The organism is Litorivita sp. NS0012-18 (assembly GCF_040371945.1).
In the GTDB taxonomy this organism is placed as follows: Bacteria; Pseudomonadota; Alphaproteobacteria; order Rhodobacterales; family Rhodobacteraceae; genus Litorivita.
Genome location: NZ_BAABWS010000001.1, coordinates 717,453 through 740,765 on the forward strand (window position 1 = coordinate 717,453; position 23,313 = coordinate 740,765).

The 23,313-nt window shown below is 63.7% G+C and carries 19 protein-coding genes and 1 pseudogene; 10 read left to right on the top strand and 10 right to left on the bottom strand.

Annotation, left to right across the window (positions count from 1 at the left end; translation table 11 throughout):
* Positions 1 to 77: 77 nt before the first annotated feature.
* The 3 genes from ABWV64_RS03425 (at position 78) to ABWV64_RS03435 (ending at position 4,921) form a co-directional block, all read left to right on the top strand.
* Positions 78 to 1,409, top strand: a complete 1,332-nt coding sequence (locus ABWV64_RS03425) for a capsule polysaccharide biogenesis protein (RefSeq protein ID WP_353342881.1) — start codon at positions 78 to 80, stop codon at positions 1,407 to 1,409.
* Between the two features lie 262 nt (positions 1,410 to 1,671).
* Entirely contained in the window at positions 1,672 to 2,841 is a 1,170-nt protein-coding gene (locus tag ABWV64_RS03430) for a polysaccharide biosynthesis/export family protein (RefSeq protein ID WP_353342882.1), read from the top strand.
* 19 nt (positions 2,842 to 2,860) lie between these two features.
* Positions 2,861 to 4,921: a capsule polysaccharide biogenesis protein gene (locus tag ABWV64_RS03435; protein ID WP_502902603.1), complete on the top strand. Its 2,061-nt coding sequence runs from the start codon at positions 2,861 to 2,863 to the stop codon at positions 4,919 to 4,921.
* A gap of 4 nt (positions 4,922 to 4,925) precedes the next feature.
* Here the strand turns inward: ABWV64_RS03435 and ribD are convergent, their stop codons facing one another.
* From ribD to ABWV64_RS03475, 8 genes and pseudogenes are all read right to left on the bottom strand, one after another.
* Positions 4,926 to 6,026, bottom strand: coding sequence for a bifunctional diaminohydroxyphosphoribosylaminopyrimidine deaminase/5-amino-6-(5-phosphoribosylamino)uracil reductase RibD (gene ribD / locus ABWV64_RS03440; protein WP_353342883.1), 1,101 nt, complete (start codon positions 6,024 to 6,026; stop codon positions 4,926 to 4,928).
* Complete coding sequence (nrdR, locus tag ABWV64_RS03445) at positions 6,023 to 6,490, bottom strand: transcriptional regulator NrdR (RefSeq protein ID WP_353342884.1); 468 nt, start codon at positions 6,488 to 6,490, stop codon at positions 6,023 to 6,025. Before nrdR ends, ribD begins: the two co-directional genes overlap by 4 nt.
* 121 nt (positions 6,491 to 6,611) lie before the next feature.
* The gene (locus ABWV64_RS03450; RefSeq protein WP_353342885.1) at positions 6,612 to 7,034 is read right to left on the bottom strand and encodes a secondary thiamine-phosphate synthase enzyme YjbQ; all 423 of its coding nucleotides are present in this window, start codon (positions 7,032 to 7,034) and stop codon (positions 6,612 to 6,614) included.
* Positions 7,035 to 7,118: 84 nt separating this feature from the next.
* Positions 7,119 to 7,553, bottom strand: a complete 435-nt coding sequence (locus ABWV64_RS03455) for a hypothetical protein (RefSeq protein WP_353342886.1) — start codon at positions 7,551 to 7,553, stop codon at positions 7,119 to 7,121.
* A gap of 71 nt (positions 7,554 to 7,624) precedes the next feature.
* Entirely contained in the window at positions 7,625 to 8,629 is a 1,005-nt protein-coding gene (locus ABWV64_RS03460; RefSeq protein WP_353344488.1) for a capsular polysaccharide export protein, LipB/KpsS family, read from the bottom strand.
* A 143-nt stretch (positions 8,630 to 8,772) separates the two neighbouring features.
* Positions 8,773 to 10,755 (bottom strand): RNA polymerase sigma factor RpoD, encoded by a 1,983-nt coding sequence (gene rpoD, locus ABWV64_RS03465; RefSeq protein ID WP_353342887.1) that lies wholly within the window; start codon positions 10,753 to 10,755, stop codon positions 8,773 to 8,775.
* 1,199 nt (positions 10,756 to 11,954) lie between these two features.
* A pseudogene (gene dnaG, locus ABWV64_RS15970) lies at positions 11,955 to 13,550 on the bottom strand (DNA primase); the annotation flags it as partial.
* 117 nt (positions 13,551 to 13,667) lie between these two features.
* The gene (locus tag ABWV64_RS03475; RefSeq protein ID WP_353342889.1) at positions 13,668 to 15,122 is read right to left on the bottom strand and encodes a Glu/Leu/Phe/Val family dehydrogenase; all 1,455 of its coding nucleotides are present in this window, start codon (positions 15,120 to 15,122) and stop codon (positions 13,668 to 13,670) included.
* 565 nt (positions 15,123 to 15,687) lie between these two features.
* Between ABWV64_RS03475 and ABWV64_RS03480 the strand changes: the two genes are divergently transcribed.
* The 3 genes from ABWV64_RS03480 to ABWV64_RS03490 are packed head-to-tail and all read left to right on the top strand — an operon-like array spanning position 15,688 to position 18,289.
* Entirely contained in the window at positions 15,688 to 17,166 is a 1,479-nt protein-coding gene (locus tag ABWV64_RS03480; RefSeq protein WP_353342890.1) for a pilus assembly protein TadG-related protein, read from the top strand.
* Positions 17,163 to 17,699 (top strand): TadE/TadG family type IV pilus assembly protein, encoded by a 537-nt coding sequence (locus ABWV64_RS03485; RefSeq protein WP_353342891.1) that lies wholly within the window; start codon positions 17,163 to 17,165, stop codon positions 17,697 to 17,699. Before ABWV64_RS03480 ends, ABWV64_RS03485 begins: the two co-directional genes overlap by 4 nt.
* Positions 17,700 to 17,713: 14 nt before the next feature.
* Positions 17,714 to 18,289 carry a TadE/TadG family type IV pilus assembly protein gene (locus ABWV64_RS03490; protein WP_353342892.1) on the top strand — a complete coding sequence of 192 codons (576 nt, stop codon included), beginning with the start codon at positions 17,714 to 17,716 and terminating at the stop codon, positions 18,287 to 18,289.
* Positions 18,290 to 18,392: 103 nt separating this feature from the next.
* On the opposite strand, the gene ABWV64_RS03495 is transcribed toward ABWV64_RS03490, so the two are convergent.
* Positions 18,393 to 18,983 (bottom strand): hypothetical protein, encoded by a 591-nt coding sequence (locus ABWV64_RS03495; protein WP_353342893.1) that lies wholly within the window; start codon positions 18,981 to 18,983, stop codon positions 18,393 to 18,395.
* A 179-nt stretch (positions 18,984 to 19,162) separates the two neighbouring features.
* On the opposite strand from ABWV64_RS03495, the gene ABWV64_RS03500 reads away from it, so the two are divergent.
* Positions 19,163 to 20,074, top strand: coding sequence for a pirin family protein (locus ABWV64_RS03500; protein WP_353342894.1), 912 nt, complete (start codon positions 19,163 to 19,165; stop codon positions 20,072 to 20,074).
* 341 nt (positions 20,075 to 20,415) lie between these two features.
* On the opposite strand, the gene ABWV64_RS03505 is transcribed toward ABWV64_RS03500, so the two are convergent.
* The gene (locus tag ABWV64_RS03505) at positions 20,416 to 21,036 is read right to left on the bottom strand and encodes a TetR/AcrR family transcriptional regulator (protein WP_353342895.1); all 621 of its coding nucleotides are present in this window, start codon (positions 21,034 to 21,036) and stop codon (positions 20,416 to 20,418) included.
* Positions 21,037 to 21,185: 149 nt separating this feature from the next.
* Here ABWV64_RS03505 and ABWV64_RS03510 point away from each other — a divergent pair, with 149 nt between their 5' ends.
* The 3 genes from ABWV64_RS03510 (at position 21,186) to ABWV64_RS03520 (ending at position 23,306) form a co-directional block, all read left to right on the top strand.
* Entirely contained in the window at positions 21,186 to 21,479 is a 294-nt protein-coding gene (locus ABWV64_RS03510; protein ID WP_353342896.1) for a hypothetical protein, read from the top strand.
* Between the two features lie 123 nt (positions 21,480 to 21,602).
* On the top strand, positions 21,603 to 22,889 hold the full coding sequence (locus tag ABWV64_RS03515) for a homoserine dehydrogenase (RefSeq protein WP_353342897.1): 1,287 nt from the start codon (positions 21,603 to 21,605) through the stop codon (positions 22,887 to 22,889).
* Between the two features lie 21 nt (positions 22,890 to 22,910).
* A complete protein-coding gene (locus ABWV64_RS03520) occupies positions 22,911 to 23,306 on the top strand; it encodes a VOC family protein (RefSeq protein WP_353342898.1) in 396 nt (131 codons plus the stop codon).
* The last annotated feature ends 7 nt before the right edge of the window (positions 23,307 to 23,313 follow it).

A 23,313-nucleotide genomic window follows, 5' to 3' on the forward strand; every position in this document is an offset into this window, starting at 1 on the left:
TGGGGGAACAGACGCCTTAATTTTGCCGAAACTTCCCGCTAAGAAGGTCGAAAGGACCCGTGGGATAAGAGCAAGGCATGAGCAAGAGCCGCCACCATCCACCGCACAGCACCGCCGCGCCGACCGACCCCTCGGCGCCGCGCAAATTCCTGTTTTTGCAAGGGCCGCACGGGCCGTTTTTCCACAAGCTGGGCAAGATGTTGCGCCTTGCGGGGGCCGAAGTCTGGCGCGTCGGCTTTAACGCGGGTGATCGCGCCTTTTGGTTCCATCCGGCCTCCTACATCCCCTTTCGCGGCACCCAAGAGGAATGGCCCGCGACCTTTGACGCGCTGTGCACCGACAAGGGCATCACCGATATCGTGCTTTACGGCGACACACGGCAGATCCACGCGCAGGCCGTCACCCGCGCCCGCGCCGCAGGGCTGACGGTGCATGTGTTCGAAGAGGGCTATATGCGGCCCTATTGGGTCACCTATGAGCGCGGCGGATCGAACGGGCATTCGCGCCTGATGGAGATGAGCGTCGAGGACATGCGCCGCGTGCTCGAAAACTCCGATATGGACACGCCGGTGCCGCCCGCGCGCTGGGGCGATATGCGCCAGCATGTGTTCTACGGCGCGCTCTATCATTGGTTCGTGATGTTCCGAAACGGCGATTACCGCAATTTCCGCCCCCACCGCGCGCTTGGGGTGGGCAAGGAATTCCAGCTTTATATCAAACGCTTGCTGCTCATGCCTGCGCAGGCCGTGGACCGGATGATCGCCACCTTCCGCATTCGCAACGGCGGCTTTCCCTATCACCTCGCGCTCTTGCAGCTCGAGCATGACAGCTCGTTCCAGATGCATTCGCCCTTTGCCACCATGACCGATTTTCTCGACGTGGTGATCCGCGGGTTTGCCGAAGGCGCGCCGAGCCATCACCATCTGGTGTTCAAATCCCACCCGCTCGAAGATGGCCGCGTGCCGCTGCGCCGCGAGGTCAAGCGGCTGGCCAAGGCTTACGGTCTCAAGGGCCGTGTGCATTGGGTGCGCGGCGGCAAGCTGGCGCAGCTCTTGAACGATGCGCGCACCGCCGTCACCGTCAATTCCACCGCCGCGCAGCAGGTCCTGTGGCGCGGCATCCCGCTCAAGACCTTTGGCGATGCGGTCTATGCCAAGCCCGAGTTTGTCTCGACCCAGCCCCTGCCCGAGTTCTTCGCAGGCGCGGGCCGCCCCGACCGGCGCGCCTATACCGATTACCGGCGCTATTTGTTGGAAACCAGCCAGATCGCGGGCGGGTTTTATTCGGCGCGCGGGCGGCGGCAATTGATGCGCCAAGTGGTCGATATGATGCTCTCTGCCGAAGATCCCTATGACGCGCTGGCGTCGGGCTCTGCCGCGCCGCGCCAATCGCTGCGGGTGGTCAATTAGGGCCGAACCGTCCGCGGGCGGCGCGCGCCTTAATAGGGGCCGCAAACCTGTGCCTGCCCCATCTGCACCCAAATCGCGCCGGATCCCTTTCCAAATCTAGCGGCGCGCATATCGCCGCCCACAACACCTTGCGGTCCGCCCCCCCCGCGCGGCCCTAAGGCCACACATTGGCGCAGCTTTGCCCTCCAACCCCGCGCAAATGCTGGATTTTTGCAATCGGCTGGGCTAGCCTTGCTCCAAAGTGCCCGAAAAACGAGGCGCAATGAGGCAGAAATATCAGGTCGAGGAGACCCGAGCAGTGAAAACCCATTCCACAAAATGGGCGCGTGGCATCGCGCTTGTGGCCGCTCTGGCCGTCGTATCCTCTTGCGGTTTGCCGCGTGTAGGCCCCAATAAACGCGAGATTTTCGCAGGTTCCGTGCAAAAGGAAGGCGATGCCTTTGTCGTGGCGGTCAATGACCGCGTGACCCGCGCCACCGCGTTCACCCCCGCGCTCGGCTTTTCCAACGCCTTCTTGAACGCAGGCCAGATCGGATCGGACACCATCCGCCCCGGTGACACGCTGGGCCTGACCATTTGGGAAAACGTCGATGACGGGCTTTTGGTCGGCGAAGGGCAAAACTCGGCGGTGCTCGAAGAGGTGCAAGTCGATGGCGCCGGTTTCATTTTCGTCCCCTACGCGGGCCGCATCCGCGCGGCGGGCAACACCCCCGAAGCCATCCGCCGGATCATTTCCACCAAGCTCGAAGGCCAGACCCCCAGCCCGCAAGTGCAGGTCCGCCGCCTTGCCGGTGACGGTTCGACCGTCAGCCTCGTCGGCGCCATCGGCGGCCAAGGCGTCTATGCGATCGAGCGCCCCACCCGCACGCTTTCGGCAATGCTGGCCCGCGCGGGCGGCATTACCATTGAGCCCGAAACCGCACAGATCACCGTGATCCGCGGCAAGGAACGCGGCGAGATCTGGTTTCAGGACCTCTACAAACATCCGCAAAACGACATCGCCCTGCGCGGCGGGGATCGCATCTTGATCGAGGCCGACACCCGCGCCTTTACCGCGCTTGGCGCCACATCGGGTCAGGCCCGCGTGACCTTCGAGACCCAAACGCTCAGCGCGCTCGAAGCCATCGCCCAAGTCGGCGGTTTGGTCCCCACGGCGGCCGATCCCACCGGCGTGTTCGTTCTGCGCAACGAGCCTGCGGAGATCGCCAATCAATTGATGGGCCGCAGCGATCTGATCGGGGCGCAGCGCCTTGTCTATGTGCTGGACCTGACCAAACCCAACGGCATGTTCATGGCCCGCGATTTCGTGATCCGCGACGGCGATACGCTCTATGTGACCGAAGCGCCCTTCACCCAGTGGAACAAAACCATTGGCGCGATCACCGGCTCGCTTACCCCGATCAATTCGATCAACTCGCTCGCGGGCAACTAAACCTCGTGGGTCGTCCCAAATGATGGATGCTCCGCAAAACACAGCCGCCGGTCTCTCCAACCGGCGGCTGCTTTATTACACCCTCGGATTTATCCGCAGCCCGCGCATCCGCGCGATTTTGCGCAGCGCCGGTTACCGGCCGGTTTTCGGCTATACCGCCCGCCCGCGCGAAGGCGATGTGATCGGCGTTTGGGGCCATAGCCCCTATGCCAAACGCGGCGAGGCAATGGCACAAAAAACCGGCCTGCCGATTGTGCGCATCGAGGATGCGCCCTTGCGCTCCTTGCGTCCCGGGCGCAGCGGCGAGCCGCCCTTGGGCCTGACCATCGACACCCGCGGCGTAATGTTTGATGCGGCGCAACCTTCTGATCTGGAACATCTTTTGATGACCGATCCGCTTGATGATGCGGCGCTATTGTCGCGGGCGCGCGGCGCCATGGCACGCATCCGCGAGGCGCATCTGAGCAAATACAGCGCCAACGACCCCGCCCTGCCCGCGCCCGAGGCGGGCTATGTTCTGGTCATCGACCAGACCCGCGGCGATGCCTCGGTGCGCCTTGGCGGGGCCGATGCCAACAGCTTTCGCGAGATGCTCTATTACGCCATGGAGGATCACCCCGCCGCGCGCATCGTGATCAAGACCCACCCCGAAACCGCCGCAGGCCACCGCGCCGGATATTTCGGCCCCCAAGACGCCCAAGACCCAAAAGGCCGCGTCACGCTCCTCACCGAAAACCACAGCCCTCATGCCCTGCTTGAGGGGGCGATTGCGGTCTATACCGTCACTTCGCAAATGGGGTTCGAGGCCATTGTGGCCGGTCACCGCCCGCAAGTCTTCGGCCAGCCCTTCTACAGCGGCTGGGGCCTGAGCGACGAGCGCCACCCCAACCCGCTCACCCGCCGCACGCGCAGCCTGACGCGGGTGCAGATGTTTGCCGCCGTGATGATGCTTTACCCGCATTGGTTCGACCCTTACCGCGGCAAAGCCTGCCAGATCGAAGAGGTCATCGCCGCGCTGGAGGCCGAGACCCGCGCCCACCGCGAGGATGGCAAAGGATGGACCGCATCGGGAATGCGCCTGTGGAAACGGCGCGCCTTGCAAGGGTTTTTCGGCGCGCAAAAGCCCCTGCGCTTCACCGATACCCCCCTTGATGAGGACCGCCCGCATATGGTCTGGGGCGCGCCGCAAGATGCGCCCGAGGGGGCATGGCATCTTGAGGACGGTTTTTTGCGCTCCAAAGGATTGGGCGCGGCGCTCACCGCGCCGCTGTCTTTGGTCTTGGACGATCTCGGGCTTTATTACGATCCCACCCGCGAGAGCCGTCTGGAGCGGATGATCCACGCGCGCGCCGACAGGTTACGCCCCGATCAGGCCCTGCGCGCCGAACGTTTGATGGCGCAGATCACCAAAGCGGGGCTGAGCAAATACAACCTGACGCGCCGCGCGCCCGATCTGGACGGAGTGCCCGAGGGCCCGCGCATTCTGGTGCCGGGGCAGGTCGAGGATGACGCCTCGATCCGGCTTGGCACCCGCGATGTGGCGACCAATCTGGCGCTGCTGGAGGCGGTGCGCGCCGCCCGCCCCGATGCGGTGCTGCTCTATAAACCCCACCCCGATGTGGAGGCGGGCCTGCGCCAAGGTGCGGTGCCCGAGGCGGCGCTGGCCCGCCTTGGCGCGCATCCCCTGCCTCAAAGCGATCCCGCCGCCCTGTTGGGACAGGTCGATGAGGTCTGGACCATGACGTCTGGGCTGGGGTTTGAGGCCTTGATGCGCTCGGTGCCGGTCACCTGCCTTGGTGCGCCGTTTTATGCCGGATGGGGGCTGACGACAGACCTTGGCCCCGTGCCGGTGCGCCGCGCGCGCAGCCCCGCGCAAAATCCCGTGAGCCTTGCGGCGCTGGTCCATGCGGCGCTGATCGATTATCCGCGCTATGTCGATCCGATCACGCGCCGCCCCTGCCCGCCCGAAGTGGTGGCCGAGCGCCTCGCCGCTGGGCAAACCGGCGCCGCAGGGCCCGCGCTCAGAGTGCTGTCGAAACTGCAAGGGCTGATGGCCAGCCGCGCGCATTGGTGGCGCTAGGGCGCTAAAGCTCGGCGCGCCGCCAGATGTGCAACACATCATTGCCCACGGCCCGCGTCTCGCACAGTTTAAAGCGCGGCGCATCGCCAAGACGCTCGACGCCCATGGCGCTCAGGCTCGGGCGCCCCTCGGCCCCCAAGGCCAGACCGGCGGTAAAGCCGATCAGTTGATCCACCAGATCGGCCCCCAAGAGCGAGGCGGCCAAAGCGCCGCCGCCCTCGCAAAACACCCGCGTCAAACCCGCCGCGCCCAGCTTGGCCAAAATATCGCCCGCATCCAGCATCCGGCCCGCCCCGCGCACTTCGATGAGCCTTGCGCCCATGCCCTCCCACGCTTGGCGCAGCGCCGGATCGGCATCGGCCCCATGCACCAGCCACAACGGCACCTCGCCCGCCGTGCGCGCCAGATTGCTCAGCAGTGGCATATCCAATCGCCGCGAAACCACCACACGCACAGGTTGGCGCGCGACGCCCAGATCGCGCACCGTCAGCGTCGGATCATCGGCCCGCGCCGTGCCGCCGCCGACCATAACCGCATCATGGCTGGCGCGTTGCAAATGCACCAAACGGCGCGCCTGCGGCCCCGTGATCCATTGGCTCTCGCCCGAGGCCGTGGCAATGCGCCCGTCAAAGCTGGACGCCAGTTTGAGCGTGACCAAGGGGCGGCCTTGCTCGCGTGTCATGAAAAATCCGGCGTGATCGCGGGCGGCCTCGGCGGTCAATATGCCAGTGGTGACCTCGATGCCCGCCGCGCGCAGCATCGCAAACCCCTGCCCCGACACGCGCGCATCCACGTCTTCGAGCGGCGCCACAACCCGCGCCACGCCCGCATCGATCAGGGCCTGCGCGCAGGGCCGGGTTTGTCCGGTATGGGCGCAAGGCTCCAGCGTGACATAGGCCGTCGCGCCGCGCGCTGCCGCACCTGCTTGGGCCAAGGCGGCAGGTTCGGCATGGGGCCGCCCGCCCGCCGCGGTCCAGCCGCGCCCGACGATCCGGCCCGCGTTGACGATCACACAGCCGACCGCAGGATTGGGCCATGTCGCCCCCTGCCCGCGCCGCCCCAAAGAAAGGGCAAGCGCCATGTAGCGGTGATCGGTTTGGCTCACGCTTCGGGTTCGACGTTCGGCCGCAATTCCGAGACGAATTTATCGAAATCATCCGCCGCTTGGAAGTTTTTATAGACGCTGGCAAAGCGCACATAGGCCACGGTATCGATACGGGCCAAAGCCTCCATCACGATCTCGCCGATGAGTTTGGACGGGATATCCGTCTCGCCCATGCTTTCCAGACGGCGCACGATGCCCGAAATCATCTGGTCCATGCGCTCTTGTTCGATGGGACGTTTTTGCAAGGCGATGCGGATCGAACGCTCCAGCTTGTCACGGTCGAAATCCTCGCGCCGCCCGTTGGTTTTGAGAACCACCAGATCGCGCAGCTGCACACGCTCATAGGTCGTGAAACGGCCGCCACATGCGGGGCAAAACCGGCGGCGACGGATCGAAACATGGTCTTCGGCCGGACGGCTGTCTTTGACTTGGGTATCAATATTTCCACAAAACGGGCAACGCATTGGCCGGGTCCTCTTGTCACTTCTGTGCAATCATGGGGTGCGGGCGCGCGGATATAGCGGCGCCCCACCGCCTGTCCACCGCCACTATAGGACAGCCACCACCCTTTGGGTAGAGCAAAAGTCAGCCCGCAAGATGCGCTGCAATCTGGCGGGTATGGGGCGCATCGCGATGCTCGAACAAATAAATCCCCTGCCATGTGCCAAGGCGCATCCGCCCGTCGGCCACGGGGATCGACACCGACACGGGCATCATCGCGGCCTTGATATGGGCGGGCATGTCGTCGGGACCCTCATAGGTGTGGGTGAGATAGGACATCGACGGATCGCTGGTCGGCGGCACGAGGCGGGCGAAATAGGCGCGCAGATCGCTTTGCACCTCGGGATCGGCGTTCTCCTGAATGAGCAACGAGCAAGAGGTATGGCGCACAAAAAGCGTCAACAGCCCGTCGCTGAGCGTGCCGCAGGCGATCCAGCGCGCCACATCGCGGGTGAATTCATAAAGGCCCTGACCGTGAGTTTGGATGGAAAATACGTTCTGTAACAATGCTCTGCCCTTCGAAATTAATGCAGATTACGCCGCAAACTGCCCTTTGGGCAAGCCGCATCACAAAATCACCGGATCAGCAGATCACAAGATCCACGGCGGATCATCCTCGCGCAGACGGCACAGGGCCTCGGCATGGATTTGCGACATGTGAAAACCCGCCAGATCGAGGCGCACCGAATAATTGCCGCCCTGCCCCAACCGCGTGCCGCCATCCGCAGGGGCGGTGAGGGTAAAATGCACCGGACCGCGCGCCCCTGCGCCCTCGGCCAGATAGAGCCGCGCCGCGCCGCGCGCCCCGAGCCGCCGCGCCGCATAGTCGGAGGCCGCGCACCATGTCTCGCGCGGGCCTGCGCCGCCGCTGCGCTCTACGGCAAAGGCACCCGCGCCCGTGGCGGTGATGTCTAGCCCGTTCTGGGCGCGGTAAAGATCTCCCGCCGCCGCGGCCAACGGGGGGACAGCAACGAGGCAAGCCAAGGCAAAGCGCACCGCGCGAGAAGAGAGATGGGAAAGCGTCATGGCACATCCTCGCAATACAGACGTGGTGCAACTCTACGCCGCCGCGGCGCGCAGGTCCATCGCCCCGAATGTCACAGGCGCGGCATATGCGCCTTGCACAGCGCCCAGACCCGCGCCTCGAACTCCGGCTTGGCCGGTTCAAACCCGTGCATCGCCAAAGCCCAGTAGAAATAATCGGCATAGGGGAAGCTGGCCAAAGCCACCGGCGCCGCCTCGACCGCGCGGGGCAGATCGACCGGATCCTCGGCCACCCAAGCGGCGTGATGGTAATCGGTGCGCCCGCACAGGATCACCGGTTTTTCATGCATCAAGGCCTCGAACCCCACGGCGCTGGTCTGGGTCACGATGCGGTCGCTGGCGGCGATCAGATCATGCACCGAAGCCGTGCTGGGCGTCACGCCGCAGCGCGCCGCATGGGCCGCCAGATCGGCGCCCCGCCCCGCATCCCCCGCCGGATGCAATTTGAGATAGACGCGGCGCCCCTTGGCGGCCTCGGCCACTGCGCTGATCATCTCGGCGGCGGACATATAGTGCTGCGGCTGTTTGAAATGGTCGATATCTTGGGCAAAAATCGCCGCATAGGCCGGATCGAGCGGCGCGGCGGAGGGCGCGGGCTGGGCCAGTTTGCTGACATTCTCGCGCCGCATATAGCCGCTGACCCCGTTGAAAAAATACCGCGCCGCATGGTGGTCGATCACATCGGGGTCAAAAACGCGCCCCGCCTGCGCCGCGCGGCCATGCACCCCCATCGGGTCGAGCATCCAAAAGCCCCAGATGTAATGCGGATGCGCGTGCAGGATATGCGGGGCTTGCGGGCTGTGCGGACCGATGAGGATATGCAGATGCGGCTGCTCCAGCAGGCGCTGCGAGGCCTTGCGCTCTGCGCGGATCAAAAACGCCTTATGCCCCTCGGCGCGCGCCTTGGCGGCCAGCTTGGTGAAAAAATCGAACCGGTCCTCGCGCAGCGCCGCGAACCATGTCTCGGAGGCATGCACGATCACGGCGCGCTGGCCCAAATCGGTCTGCCCGAGACGGTCGATCAAGCTGAGCGCAGGCGATGGGGCATGGGGGATCATGGGCACAGTGTGGCGCAAATCTGGGCGCTATGGCAAGAGCATAGCCAGCATCGCCCGCATGGACCATATGGCGCGCCGCCGATGCGCCCCAATCCTCGCGCCGCGCCGCCGAAAACAAAAAGCGCCCCGCAGGGCGCTTTTGCTTATTGATCGAGGAAACTGCGCAATTTGCGCGACCGCGACGGGTGTTTGAGCTTGCGAAGTGCCTTGGCTTCGATCTGCCGGATCCGCTCGCGCGTCACGCTGAACTGTTGGCCGACCTCTTCGAGCGTGTGGTCGGTGTTCATCCCGATGCCGAAGCGCATCCGCAGCACACGTTCCTCGCGCGGGGTGAGCGAGGACAGGACCCGCGTCGTGGTTTCCTTGAGGTTTTCCTGAATGGCGCTGTCCAGCGGCAGAACCGCGTTCTTGTCTTCGATGAAATCGCCAAGCTGGCTGTCTTCCTCGTCGCCAATCGGCGTTTCGAGCGAAATCGGCTCCTTGGCGATTTTCATCACCTTGCGGACCTTTTCGAGCGGCATTTGCAGCTTTTCGGCCAATTCCTCGGGCGTCGGTTCGCGGCCGATCTCGTGGAGCATCTGGCGGCCGGTGCGCACCAGTTTGTTGATCGTCTCGATCATATGCACCGGAATACGGATGGTGCGCGCCTGATCGGCGATCGAGCGGGTGATCGCCTGACGGATCCACCATGTCGCATAGGTCGAGAATTTATACCCGCGCCGGTATTCGAATTTATCCACGGCCTTCATCAGGCCGATATTGCCTTCCTGAATGAGATCAAGGAATTGCAAACCGCGGTTGGTGTATTTCTTGGCGATGGAGATCACGAGGCGCAGGTTGGCCTCGACCATTTCCTTCTTGGCCTGACGGGCCTCTTTCTCGCCCTTCTGGACCTGCTGCACGATGCGGCGGAATTCGGAGATATCCAAACCGATATACTGGCCGACCTGCGCCATATCGGCGCGCAATTCCTCGACCTTGTCGGAGGAGCGTTCAAAGAACATCTGCCAGCCGCGACCGGATTTCTCGCCCATTTCCTCAAGCCATGTGGGGTCAAGCTCGCGGCCGCGATACTCGTCCACAAACTCGCGGCGGTTGATCCGCGCTTGGTCGGCCAATTTCACCATGGCGCTGTCGATCTGCATGATCCGGCGGTTGATGCCGTAAAGCTGGTCGATCAGGGCCTCGATGCGGTTGTTATGCAGGTGCAGCCCGTTGACCAGTTCGACGATCTCGGAGCGCAGCTTTTGATAGGTCGCTTCGTCCTTGTCGTTAAAGCTGTCGTCCTCGTTGAGCGTCGCGGAAATCCGGCTGTCCTGCATTTCGGACAGGTGGATGTAGTCCTCGGCGATGCGGTCGAGCGTTTCGAGAACCGACGGCTTCAACGCGGCTTCCATCGCCGCAAGGCTCATATTGGCCTGTTCGTCCTCGTCGTCATCGTCATCAACGGCAATCGGATTGCCGTCGGCGTCCAGCTCTTGCTTGGTCTCCTCGCCCTCCGAGGCCGCAGGCGCTGCGCCGACATTGGCCACAACGGGGGCCTCGTCGTCGTCTTCGCCCATCTGGTCGCCAAAGGTGGTCTCCAGATCGATCACATCGCGCAGCAAGATATCCTCGGACAAAAGTTCGTCGCGCCAGATGGTGATCGCTTGGAAGGTCAGCGGGCTTTCGCACAGCCCGAGGATCATCGTATTGCGGCCCGCCTCGATGCGTTTGGCAATCGCGATCTCGCCCTCGCGCGACAAAAGCTCGACCGAGCCCATTTCGCGCAGATACATGCGCACCGGATCATCCGTGCGGTCGAGCTTTTCCGAGGTGCCCGAGGACAGGGTGACATCGCGATTCGAACTGGCATCGACCACGGCGGTCGATTTGCTCTCTTCTTCCTCGGCGTCCTCGTCCTCGATGATGTTGATGCCCATCTCCGACAGCATCGACATCACATCTTCGATCTGCTCCGAACTCACCTGATCGGGGGGCAGAACCTGATTGAGCTGGTCGTAAGTGATATAGCCTTTTTCGCGCGCCTCCGCGATCATCTTCTTGACGGCGGCTTGGCTCATATCGAGCGAGCCTTCGGCGTCCTGATCGTCGGTCTTGGCGTCGTCGTTGTCTTTGGCGGCCATAGGGTGCTCCTGCGCTAGCGCTTTGGCGGGCGGGTGATTCGATTCGCTTAACCCGAATCAATAACGTGGATCAGGGTGATTCGCACGTCCCCATTAGCCCGATTTGTTTACCGAATCGTCATCATCGTCCCGCCCCGTGGTAAATAGGGCGCTTTTTACCGGCGGCGAGGCACAAAAGCCCCAAAACCGGCGCCTGTCTTGCGCGCCGCAGGCAGCGGCGCCTCTTGCCGGTTTGCTTCCACATCCCCGCCCCCGCAGCGCTCGGCCCGCGCTCAGCGGCGTTTCTTCTCGAAGCGGATCGTTTGCATCAACGCATCCAGCGCGCTGCGCTCGTCGCGGTTGATCGGGGCGCCGTTCTCGCCCATGTCATATTCGGCCTTGTCCTCTTGCTGGCTGCGCGCGGCGCGATCATGGGCCTCGGCGGCCTGCGCCAAACGCCATGTCAGCGTCTCGTCCTCGACATGGATAAAATCTTCCTCCGCCTCGCGCACCTCCGCCGCCAACCCGCGCCGCGCCTCCAGCTTGGCAAGCTCTTCGGCCAAGGTCATTTCCGCGCGTTCCAGATCGCCCGGACGGCGCACCGGCGGGCAGATGCGCACATGGGGCTGCGCCATCAGCCGTTCAAGAGCGCCGCGCCCGATTTCTTGGGAAATCTTTGCGCATAGGATTTCGGCGGCGCGGTTGCGCGGCGCGGCGGCCAGAACCGGCGGCAGCCAAGCGCCGCCCGCGTGAGCGCCGCCCCCATCATCACCGCCCCGTACATCACCGCTCTGCGGCCCTGCCCCCTGCGCGGCGCTGGCGGCGACATCGGCGCCAGCATAGCTCTCAAAGCTGGCGGCAAATCTCTCGGCGGCGGCCTCCTCGCCGCGCTCCTCGGGGGCCAGATGATCCATCGCGGCTTCCATCGCATAGGCGTCCTCGGGGATTGCCTCAAAGGGCATCTCCTCCATCGGCGCGCCCTCATCGGCAAAGCCTTCCGCATCGGGCGCAGGGCCGAAAGCGGCGTCATAGTCGGGTGCGAACCCGTCCTGCGGCGGTGGCATCTGCGCCTGCGGCGGGGTCTGTGCCTGCGGCGCGGGGGGGACGACCACGGGCGGCGCGTCCTCGATTGCGTCTTCGCGCGCGCCGTCAAGGCGGCCCTCCTGCGGCGCGGCCTCATCATGCACCTCATCTTGCGCGGCCTCAAGCAAGGCCGCCTCGGCATGGCGCAGCACCAGATCGCGCAGCGGGCCGTGCTCGGCGCCCGTGCATTGCATCCGCGCGATGCGGCGGCGGAAGCTCTCGACCACCTGCGGCGTGGCGATGAGGCTGGCCAAGATCACCCCGACACGCAAATGATCCTGCGCCTTCGGATCGGCCCCCACGAGGGCCGAGGCCTTTGCGCCTTGGGTCGGCGGCTGCGGCGGGGCCTGCCATTTGCCGCGCCCTGCGCCGCCCGCGCGCCGCGGCGTCCATGTGCCGCCGCCCTGTTTGGCGCTGCCCGCCCCCGCGCCGCCGCCCTGCCCGCGATTGGGCCGGAACAGCGCCCAGCGCAATTCCTTGATCGCCTCGCCGTAATGTTTGCGGATCGACGGATCGCGGATCAGTTTGATCTTCTCGCGCAGCGCCTTGTCGAGCCCCGCCTTGCGCTCGGGACTGTCGAAATTCTTGCCCTCGGTCTCGCGCTGCCACAACAGATCGACCATCGGCACCGCCCCGTCGATCAACTCCCCCATCGCCGCCGCACCATTGGAGCGGATCACATCATCGGGGTCCTTGCCCTCGGGCATGATCGCAAAGCGCAAGGATTTGCCCGCCTCCAGCAAAGGCAGCGCCAGATCGATCACCCGCATCGCGGCGCGCAAACCGGCGGCATCGCCGTCGAGCGCGATCACCGGCTCGGGCGAGATGCGCCACAACAGCGCCAGTTGATGCTCGGTCACCGCCGTGCCCAAAGGCGCCACCGCCGCGCCGAACCCCGCCTCGGACAGGGCAATCACATCCATATAGCCCTCGGCCACGACCAGCGCCTGCCCCTTGCCCGCCGCCTCGCGCGCGGGGCCTTGGTTGTAAAGCGAGCGGCCCTTGTCAAACAGCGCCGTCTCAGGCGAGTTGAGATATTTGGCGTTGTCATTGGGGTCCATCGCCCGCCCGCCAAAGGCAATGGCGCGCCCGCGCCCGTCGCGGATCGGGAACATGATGCGGTTGCGGAAAGTGTCATAGGGCTTTTTGCCCTTGGTGCTGGCCTTGGCCAATCCGGCCCCGAGGATCAACTCTTCGGGCACGTTTTTCGCCCGCAGATGGTCCCACAGGTTTTGCCAGCCCTCCGGCGCAAACCCGATGCCAAAGCGCTCTTGCGCCGCCTCATCCAGACCGCGCCGCACAAGATAGTCACGCGCAGGCCCCGCCGCGCCGGTGCGCAGTTGCAGGCGGAAATATTGCACCGCCATTTCCATCACCTCGGCCAGTTGCGCATTGCGGTCGGCCTTTTGCTGGGCCTGCGGATCGCGCGCGGGCATCGGCAGGCCGCATTCCTGCGCGAGGATTTTCACCGCCTCCATGAAATCGACATTCTCGGTCTCGCGCACAAAGGAGATCGCATCGCCCTTGGCGTGACAGCCAAAGCAGTAATAGTAGCCCTTGCGGTCATCGACGTGGAAAGAGGCGGATTTTTCTTGGTGGAAGGGGCATGGCGCCCACATGTCGCCCTTGCCCTGATTGGATTTGCGCGCATCCCACATGACTTTGCGCCCGACAACCTGACTAAGCGAGGTTCGGCTGCGCAACTCGTCCAAGAATCCCGGTGGTAGGCTCATGGCCCTATATTGGCCCGCCCGCGCCCAGAGTCTAGAGCCCAGCGCCGCCCGCGCGCCCTAAGCGGCACGCGGGCGGGCAGGTTCTTGTGGATAACCGCGCGGCGCGCGCGGCGATGCTCAAAGCCCTTTGGCGCGGTAAGAGGCCGCAACCTTTTCGATCGCCACCAGATAGGCCGCCGTGCGCAGGTCCTCGACATCCTCGCGCTCGTGCCAGACCTTGCGCATGGCCTGATAGGCGATGCGCATCGTGTCATCGAGACCCGAGCGCACCAGCTCCAGCTCATCCGCGCCGCGCAGGTATTTCTCGCGAAACCCGTCCGAGACCGACCATTTGCCGCCCATGGCCTCGGAGAGCTGCTCGAGCTCGTCGATCACCAATTGGTGGCGCGCCTCTTCTTGGCGCCGCTGCATGCGGCCAAAGCGGATATGCGACAGGTTCTTGACCCATTCGAAATAGGAAACCGTCACCCCGCCCGCATTGGCATACATATCGGGAATGATCACCACGCCCTTTTTGCGCAGGATGTCATCGGCCCCTGCGGTCACCGGCCCGTTGGCGGCCTCGATGATCAGCTTGGCCTTGATGCGCTCGGCATTGCCGAGGTTGATCACCGCTTCGAGCGCGGCAGGGATGAGGATATCGCAGGCCTCCTCCAGAACCTCGGCGCTTTGTTTGGCATGGGCGGCATGGGGATATCCGGCCACGCCGCCATGTGTGACGATCCAGTCGCGCACCGCCTCGACATTGATCCCCTCGGGGTCATGCAAGGCGCCGTCATGTTCGATGATGCCGATGATCTTGGCCCCGTCCTCTTCGGAGAGGAATTTGGCCGCGTGATAGCCCACATTGCCAAGACCCTGCACGATGATGCGCTGATCGCCCAGCGTGCCGGACAGATGCGCGGCGGCGATGTCTTCGGGGTGGCGGAAGAATTCGCGCAACGCATATTGCACCCCGCGCCCCGTGGCCTCGACCCGCCCCGCGATGCCGCCCGCATTGAGCGGCTTGCCGGTGACGCAGGCCTTGGCGTTGATATCTGTGGTGTTCATGCGCGCATATTGATCGGCGATCCACGCCATCTCGCGCTCGCCCGTGCCCATATCGGGGGCGGGCACGTTTTGCGACGGATGGATCAGGTCGCGTTTGGCCAGCTCATAGGCAAAGCGGCGCGTGACCTGTTCAAGCTCGTGCTCGTCATATTCGCGCGGATCGATGCACAGCCCGCCTTTGGAGCCGCCAAAGGGCGCCTCGACCAAGGCGCATTTATAGGTCATCAGCGCCGCCAGCGCCTCGACCTCGTCCTGATGCACGCTGAGCGCATAGCGAATGCCGCCCTTGACCGGCTCCATGTGATCGGAATGCACCGAGCGATAGCCGGTAAAGGTCTGGATCTTGCCGCGCAGGCGCACGCCGAAACGCACCGTATAGGTGGCGTTGCAGACGCGGATTTTCTCCTCCAGACCTGGCGGCAGGTCCATCAGCGCCACGGCGCGGTTGAACATCAAATCCACGCTCTCGCGAAAACTCGGCTCGCTGGCCGCGCTGTTTTGGGTCTCGACTGTTTGGCTCATCGCCGTTCTCCTCTTAAGGCCGGACCACGCCGGACCGCGCCCGCATCCCCCCGCACGGGGTATGGTGGCGCATTGCATCACTTAAGGCGCAAACTGGTCACTGTAAGGTTAACCACTGCAAGAAAGCGTCGCGCAGACCGCGCAGACCCGCAAACGCCCCGCCCCGCAGGTCAACCCCGCAGCCCCGCACAAACGCGCAGGCCCGCCCAGCGCCCGATCGGGGCAAAAGGCGCGGGCCATCTTTCGCGCGATACCCCCGCCCGCATTAACCTTTGATTCATCCTTACCTGTCTTTTTGAACACGAATCACCTTATGGCGGCTGACCCTAGGGCCGATTTGAGGCAGATCACGCCCCCAAGCCGCCCCGCGCCGCCCATCGTTTCGCCCGCCGAAACAATCGCCGCCCCGCGCCGCGCAATGTCACTGCAATTGCTTATAAACCCCTCGGTTTGGGCACGCGCGCGCCCCATTCTTGCCATAGTGGTTGAGCATAAGTTGAGGGTGCGAAAAGCGTCTTTTGAGGGAGAATCCCAGAGCGGCGCGAAACGAGTAAAGGGCATTGAAATGAAACTGACAGCTTTCGGGGCAATCAAGAAACGGCGCGCGTTGGGTGACGCAGACCGCATCGACGACAAGGCTTTCCTGAAACACTTTGTGCGCGAAGAAGACGGCACAATGGTGGCTTTGGCAGTTTATATCTTTCTGGCGATGATGATCGTCGGGGGCATCGGGGTCGACCTGATGGCCTTCGAGATGAACCGCACCCGTTTGCAGCACACGCTTGACCGCGCTGTTCTGGCCGCGGCGGACCTTGATCAAGAGCTTGAACCGGCCGATGTGGTCACCGATTACTTCCGTAAATCGGGGATGGAGCAATTCCTGACCAATATCAATGTCGATCAGGGGATCAATTACCGCACGGTGTCCGCCCACGCCACAGCCCGCGTAAAAACCCAATTCATCCACATGATCGGCGTCGATACCTTTGAAGCCCCCGCTTACGGCGAGGCCGAGGAAAAGATCGGCCATGTGGAAATCTCGATGGTGCTCGATATCTCCGGCTCCATGAAGGAAAACAGCCGTATCCAGAACCTGCGCGAAGCGGCCAAAACCTTTGTCGATACGGTGATCCGCGAAGAGAACGAGGACCGTATCTCGCTCAGCATCGTGCCCTATTCGGAGCATGTGAACTTGGGCGAGGAGATCTTTGACCGTCTGCCGAACACCAACCACCGCCATGATTTCAGCCATTGCGTCGAAATGCGCGACAGCGATTTCAGCACCACCACGATCAGCAGCTCTTATCGCTATGACCAGATGCAGCATTTCGAGTGGAACTACTACGGTGGCCGCGATCAGGATCTGCAAGATGCGGTTTGCCCGCTGAGCCAAGACAGCCGCCACGTCCAAGATCTCAGCCCGCGTCCGCAAAACACCGTGACCGCGTTCAGCCAGGACAATGCCGCGCTCAAGAACAAGATCGACTCCCTGCGCCCGATTTCCGGCACCGCGATCTACCAAGGGATGAAATGGGGCGTTGCCTTGCTTGACCCTTCGACACAGGGCATCGTGTCGAGCCTTGCCTCTGCGGGCAAAGCCGACCCCATATTCTCGGGCCGCCCGAAATCCTATTCGGATGTCGAGACCCTCAAAACCATCATCTTGATGACCGACGGGGAAAACTCTTCGACCCAACGGATCGCCAATTGGGCCTATGACAGCGACAGCGACTATGTGCACTGGGACCGTTACAACTTTAACTACTACCTGCAGGCCGCCCGTGTGCGCAATTCGAGCAGCTGGTATTACACCAAATACGTCAAATCCCAAGGCGATGCGCTGCTCGACAATATCTGTGACGCCGCCAAGGCCAAAGGCATCGTGATCTGGTCCATCGGCTTCGAAGTCAGCAACAATGGCGCCGACGTGATGGAAAACTGCGCCTCCTCGCCGAGCCACTTCTTCCGTGTGGAAGGCATCGAGATCGAAGAAGCGTTCAAATCGATCGCCCGCCAGATTAACCAGTTGAGACTGACACAATGATCCGTATCGTCAAAAAATCCCTTCGGCGCCTGCGCCGGCAAGAGGACGGGACCGCGACGCTGGAATTCGCAATCATGTTTCCAATGTTCGTCTTCATGCTCCTCTCCGGTGTCGAGATCGGCATGATCAACTTCCGCCACTCTTTGCTGGAGCGCGGGTTGGACATGGCGGTGCGTGACCTGCGGATCGGGCCGACCTTTGCCCCCTCGCATGGCGACCTCAAAGAGAGCGTATGCACCTATGCGGGCTTCATCCCCGACTGCATGACCAACCTCAAGCTTGAGATGCTGCCGGTGGATATGCGCAACTATTCCGCCATGCCCGGAGATACCGATTGCACCGACAAGGCCGAAGAGGTCTCGCCCGTGCGTAACTTCCGCGCTGGCGGTGCCAACACCACAATGGTCCTGCGCGCCTGTGTCAAATTCGACCCCGTCTTCCCGCTTTCGGGTCTGGGCAAGGATCTGGCCACCCAAGACGGCGGACAGGCCGCGATGATCGCAACCACTGCCTACGTGCAAGAACCGAGGTAAGCGAGATGGATGCAATGACCCCCACCCCTGCGGCCAAAGGCGGCCCGCTCCATGCCCTGATCGCGCATCTGCGCGGCTTTGGCAAAGAGACCCGCGCCTCGGTCGCCATCGAAACGGCGATGATCTTGCCGATCCTGTTTTGGGCTTTCATGGCCTCTTACGGCTTCTTCGATGCCTATCGCCAGCGCTCGGTCGCGGAAAAAGCCGCCTTCACCATCGCCGATATGCTCAGCCGCGAGACCTTGGAGATCAACAACACCTATCTGGACAACACCCAAGAGCTTTTGGGGTTCCTGACCCGCACCACCGGCCCGCAATTGCGCGTCTCGGTCGTGCGTTGGGACGGATCGGACCAGAGCTATAAAATCGTCTGGTCCGAAGGGCGCGGCGGTCGCGGGGGCCTGCCCGAGGGTCCGATCTCGGATTGGGACAACCGCCTGCCCGTCATGCCCGACACCGACCGGCTGATCGTGGTCGAAACCGGCGTGCACTTCAAACCCGTGTTCAAAATCGGCATCGACGAGCACGATATGGAAAGCTTCGTCTTCTCGCGCCCGCGCTTCGCGCCCCAGCTCAAATGGGAAAGCTAAGCGCGAGCGAAGCCCCCAGAACAAAGCAAAAGGCAGGTCGCAAGACCTGCCTTTTTCGTTTTATCTTAAAGGTCACAGCACCTTAGACCGCGAAAAGCCGCGCTCATGCGCCCTCGCCCGCCCCGCGCGCGTTGATCATTGCGGCGATCATATCGGCCATGGCTTTGGTTTGCGCCCCTGCGGCCACCCCGCCAACCCCGACGCGTTTGCCCATGCGCCACCACAATCCGGGGCGCCATGCGCGGGCCTGCCCTGTGCGCAGCCGCAAGGAAAACCCGTTGGAGGGTTTGTTGGCGAAAGTGCCGCGCTCGACCGAGACCACATCGGCAATCGGCACAACCACCGACAGATCGCCCGCCGCGTCCTCGAACACAACCGCGTCTCGGGTCAACACAATCGCGCCGCGCGTCGCCCGCGCCATCGCCCGCGCCACCCAAAGCGCCCCCGCCCCCATCGCCAGCATATATAGCCGCCAGCCAAAGCCCATCTGCGAGCCGCCGCCCAAACCGATATAGAGCAAGATCGCCCCCAAGAGCGCCAACATCATCACCCCGAACAGGCCCCGCGGTTTCGACGCCTGCACGCGGGTCAATGCCTCTGCGCCCATCTCGGCGCCAACCACTGTTCCCACCTCTGTGCCCGCTTCGGCCTCCATGGATGCGGCGCCCTCTTCGCGGCCGTTCTGATCTGTCATGCGAAATCTCCTTTGCCGCCGCCATAGCGTGATTTGCGCGCCATGGCGAGAGCCGCGCGCCCGCACCCATGATACCCCCACACAAATGCACAGCCCCCATGCGCGCCAGCACAGGGCGGCCCATTGGCGCGCCCCCACGCGCGGCCTATCTATGACCAAACCCCATTGAGGAGACTGCCATGTCCATCCGCCCCTTGCTCGAAACCCGCCTCGCCCAACCCGCCATTGAGGGCGCGGGCGTCAGTTTGCACCGCGCTTTCGGCTTTCACCGCCCCTCCGAACTCGACCCCTTCTTGCTTTTCGACGATTTTCGCGGCGAGCATCCGAGCGATTATTCCGCCGGTTTCCCGTGGCACCCACACCGCGGCATCGAAACCATCACCTATGTGCTCTCGGGCGAGGTCACCCATAACGACAGCCTCGGCAATGAGGGCACGCTGGGCGCGGGCGATGTGCAATGGATGACCGCCGGTTCGGGCATCATGCACCAAGAGATGCCGCGCGGAAATGCGGCGGGGCAAATGCACGGGTTCCAGCTTTGGGCCAATCTGCCGCGCGATCTGAAAATGACCCAGCCGCGCTACCAAGATGTCGAGGCCAAGGAAATCCCCGAGATTATCGAGGATGACGGCACCCGCGTGCGGGTGATCGTCGGCAATTTCTGGGGCCGCAGCGGTCCCGTCGACGGCATCGCCGCCGATCCGCAATATCTCGACATCTATGTGCCCGCAGGGGTCAAAAAGACCTTCCCCGTCGCCACCGACCGGCGCGCCTTTGCCTATGTCTTCGAGGGCGCAGGCGCCTTTACCGATGCCGCCGCCCCGACGGGGGTCTTGCTCGAAAAGGAAGTGCTTGGCCAAGAGGTCAACATCCGCGATATGTCGGGCAACCGCACCCTCGTGCGCTTTGGCAATGGCGATGAGGTCACGGTGCAGGCGGGCGAGGAGGGGCTGCGCTTCTTGCTGATCTCCGGCGCGCCGATTGCCGAGCCCGTGGCATGGCACGGCCCGATCGTGATGAACACCGGCGAGGAATTGCAAGAGGCGATGCGCGAGCTGCGCAACGGCACCTTTATCAAACCGGCGCATTAAGCCGCAGGCCTCAATACGGCGGGTCATTCCTGCCCGATGAAAGCGGTGCGGCCAGACCCGCGCCTCAAACCGCGCGCCTAAACCCGCGCCGCAAACCGCGCGCCGCAAACCGCCAAACCGCACTCGCTGATAAATCGCCCCGCGCCCTCGTCACTGCCCCACCGCGGCGGCGGGGGGGGCTTTTGGCGCGAGACGGCGGGGAAAACCACCCGCCCGACCCGCCCGTGGGCATCGCCGCACGCTCCCGCGCGCATCCGCCAATCCGCACCGACGCAATACCGACGCAATACCGACGTGTTACAGACAGCCGTTTTCGGGGGGGACACAGGCCTAAAATCGGCTCAGCGCCCGACGGTTTTGCGCACCATGCCCCAATAGATTTCCTCGACCTGCGCAAGGCTGAGCCGTCCGGCCTCGCGATACCATGTGTTCACCCCCGTCAGCATGGCGATCAGCGCCAGAGCGGTGATTTTGGGATCGGGAATATCAAACTCACCCGCCGCCACACCCGCGCGCAAAATGGTTTCGAGGCGGGTCTCATAGGTCTGGCGCAGCGCCTCGACGGCTTTGAAATTCTCCTCGGTGAGGTTGCGCAATTCCATATAGGAAATGAACACCGCATCGGCGCGCACCGCGTTGAACCGGATGTGAAAGCGGGTGAAATGCTCCAGCGCGGCGCGCGGGCTGGCCACGGTAGCCCCCTTGGCGGGATCGGCGACCAGATCAGGGGCAGCATCCGCATGAGCGGCCAGAAGCTCGTCCATATGGGCGATCATGAGATCGGCCAAAAGGCTTTGTTTATCAGGGGTATAGTTATATAGCGCACCGGCCTGAACGCCGACCTCCGCCGCGATCTGGCGCATCGAAACGGCGGCATAACCATGCCGCGCGAAAAGCGCCAAAGCCGCCTCGCGTACGCGCGGGCCGGTGATGTCGGAATGTGAGCCAATCGTACGTGCCATGGGGCGGTTTTATCTGAACGTATGTTCATATCAAAGCCCTCTTTTCACTGGCGCGCGCAAGGATCGGCCGCGCTCCCTTGCGCTGCCCCCATGAGCGGCGATACAAGGGCGAAGGCCGCTTTGAGGCCGCTGCTGACGGACCTTGTTTGATGCGCCCTGCCTTTCGCCTTCTCGCCCTTTGCGCCGCCTGTGCGGCCCTGAGCGCATGCGAAGCGCCCCCCGAAGTGGGCCGCGCCATCACCGCCCAAGAGCGCGCCGCCGCCTATCCGCCCCTCGTCCCCCTCTCCCCGCTGCTCACCGCCCAACCCGAGCAGATCACCCCCGCCACCGAAGACGCCCTTCTCGCCCGCGCCGCCGCCCTGCGCGCCCGCGCCGCGCGCCTGCGCCGCAGCCCGATCGGGGCCGGTGAGCGTGCGCGCATGCTGGCAGGGCCAAATATTTAGCCAGTGCTGCAACGCAACCGCGCCCAATCGAAATGCCGCGTTGCAGTGCAGCGCAGCATTCGCTAAATCCCCAAGGCATGAGCGGCCCCGCCGCGCCCCTTGTTTTGACGAATGGAGCCCCCAATGAGCCAACCTTTACGCCTCGGGATTGCCGGTTTGGGCACGGTCGGCACCGGTGTTGTCAAAATCATCCGCCAAAAAGCCGCGCTCTTGGAAGCGCGCTGCGGGCGCGCCGTGGTGATCAGCGCCGTCAGCGCCCGCTCCAAAAGCAAGGATCGCGGCGTAAACCTGAGCGATTATGCGTGGGAAGACGATCCCGTCGCCTTGGCGCAGCGCGACGATGTGGACGTGTTTGTCGAATTGATGGGCGGCTCGGACGGACCGGCCAAGGCCGCGACCGAGGCCGCGATTGCCGCCGGAAAAGACGTGGTCACCGCCAATAAGGCCCTGCTCGCCCATCACGGTCAGGCGCTTGCCGAAACCGCCGAAGCCGCAGGCCGCGTGATCCGTTTCGAAGCCGCCGTTGCGGGCGGCATTCCGGTGATCAAAGCCCTGACCGAGGGGCTTGCGGGCAATGAAATCACCCGCGTCATGGGGGTGATGAACGGCTCGTGCAACTACATCCTGACACGAATGGAAAATGCCGGATTGACCTATCAGGAGGTCTTTGACGAGGCCAACGGGCTTGGCTATCTGGAGGCCGATCCGAACCTTGATGTGGGCGGGATCGACGCGGGCCATAAATTGGCGTTGCTGGCCAGCATCGCCTTTGGCACCAAGGTCGATTTCGACGCGGTGGAATTGGAAGGCATCGGCTGCATCACCATCGAGGATATCCGCCAAGCCGCTGATATGGGGTATAAAATCAAACTTCTGGGCGTCAGCCAGATGACCGGTCGCGGGCTGGAGCAACGCATGTCGCCCTGTCTTGTGCCCGCCACATCGCCCTTGGGGCAACTCGATGGCGGCACCAATATGGTGGTGATCGAGGGCGACGAAGTGGGGCAGATCGTCCTGCGCGGCGCGGGCGCGGGCATGGGGCCGACGGCCTCTGCGGTTTTGGGCGATATTTGTGATATCGCGCGCGGCCTGCGCATCTCGACCTTTGGCCAGCCTGCCGCGAGCCTGTCCACCGCCCCTGCCGCCGTGGCCTCGACCCCCGCGCCCTATTATTTGCGCATGACGCTGCTCGACCGCCCCGGAGCCTTGTCGAAAGTCACCAAAGCCTTGGGCGAGGCGGGGATTTCGATCCACCGGATGCGCCAATACGACCATGAGGCGGATAACGCGCCGGTGCTGATCGTGACGCATAAGACCTCGCGCGCCGATCTGGATGTGGCTTTGGCCGCGATGGACAAGCTTGACGATGTGGTCGGCGCGCCCGTCGCCTTGCGCATCGAAAGCGTCTAACGCACGCGCAGGAGCGCCCCGATGTTTAGCCATGTCACCCTCGGCATCTCGGACTTCTCCCGCGCCATGGCGTTCTACACCCCCGTGATGGAGGCGCTCGGCCACGGCTTGCGGTTTTGCGAGGCCGAGGTGCCTTGGGCGGGATGGCAAAGCGCGGGCGCGCAGCGGCCTTTGTTTGTGATCACCGCGCCCTTTGACGGGCGCGCGCCCGCCGCAGGCAATGGCGCCATGGTGGCCTTTAATGCGGCGGAGCGCCGAGCGGTGACACGCGCCTATGATCTGGCCCTTGCCAATGGCGGGACCTGCGAGGGGCCACCGGGCTTGCGCCCGCAGTATCACAAGGACTACTTTGGCGCTTACCTGCGCGATCCGGACGGCAATAAGCTTTGCTTTGTCTGCCACGCGCCGGAGCAATAAAACGCGC

Excerpts from the sequence above, each read along its gene's own strand:
- ABWV64_RS03425 (WP_353342881.1), top strand. The coding sequence starts at position 78 with ATGAGCAAGAGCCGCCACCATCCACCGCACAGCACCGCCGCGCCGACC.
- ABWV64_RS03430 (WP_353342882.1), top strand. The coding sequence starts at position 1,672 with ATGAGGCAGAAATATCAGGTCGAGGAGACCCGAGCAGTGAAAACCCAT.
- ABWV64_RS03435 (WP_502902603.1), top strand. The coding sequence starts at position 2,861 with ATGATGGATGCTCCGCAAAACACAGCCGCCGGTCTCTCCAACCGGCGG.
- nrdR (WP_353342884.1), bottom strand. The coding sequence starts at position 6,490 with ATGCGTTGCCCGTTTTGTGGAAATATTGATACCCAAGTCAAAGACAGC.
- ABWV64_RS03455 (WP_353342886.1), bottom strand. The coding sequence starts at position 7,553 with ATGACGCTTTCCCATCTCTCTTCTCGCGCGGTGCGCTTTGCCTTGGCT.
- ABWV64_RS03460 (WP_353344488.1), bottom strand. The coding sequence starts at position 8,629 with ATGATCCCCCATGCCCCATCGCCTGCGCTCAGCTTGATCGACCGTCTC.
- rpoD (WP_353342887.1), bottom strand. The coding sequence starts at position 10,755 with ATGGCCGCCAAAGACAACGACGACGCCAAGACCGACGATCAGGACGCC.
- ABWV64_RS03475 (WP_353342889.1), bottom strand. The coding sequence starts at position 15,122 with ATGAGCCAAACAGTCGAGACCCAAAACAGCGCGGCCAGCGAGCCGAGT.
- ABWV64_RS03480 (WP_353342890.1), top strand. The coding sequence starts at position 15,688 with ATGAAACTGACAGCTTTCGGGGCAATCAAGAAACGGCGCGCGTTGGGT.
- ABWV64_RS03485 (WP_353342891.1), top strand. The coding sequence starts at position 17,163 with ATGATCCGTATCGTCAAAAAATCCCTTCGGCGCCTGCGCCGGCAAGAG.
- ABWV64_RS03490 (WP_353342892.1), top strand. The coding sequence starts at position 17,714 with ATGACCCCCACCCCTGCGGCCAAAGGCGGCCCGCTCCATGCCCTGATC.
- ABWV64_RS03495 (WP_353342893.1), bottom strand. The coding sequence starts at position 18,983 with ATGACAGATCAGAACGGCCGCGAAGAGGGCGCCGCATCCATGGAGGCC.
- ABWV64_RS03500 (WP_353342894.1), top strand. The coding sequence starts at position 19,163 with ATGTCCATCCGCCCCTTGCTCGAAACCCGCCTCGCCCAACCCGCCATT.
- ABWV64_RS03505 (WP_353342895.1), bottom strand. The coding sequence starts at position 21,036 with ATGGCACGTACGATTGGCTCACATTCCGACATCACCGGCCCGCGCGTA.
- ABWV64_RS03510 (WP_353342896.1), top strand. The coding sequence starts at position 21,186 with ATGCGCCCTGCCTTTCGCCTTCTCGCCCTTTGCGCCGCCTGTGCGGCC.
- ABWV64_RS03515 (WP_353342897.1), top strand. The coding sequence starts at position 21,603 with ATGAGCCAACCTTTACGCCTCGGGATTGCCGGTTTGGGCACGGTCGGC.
- ABWV64_RS03520 (WP_353342898.1), top strand. The coding sequence starts at position 22,911 with ATGTTTAGCCATGTCACCCTCGGCATCTCGGACTTCTCCCGCGCCATG.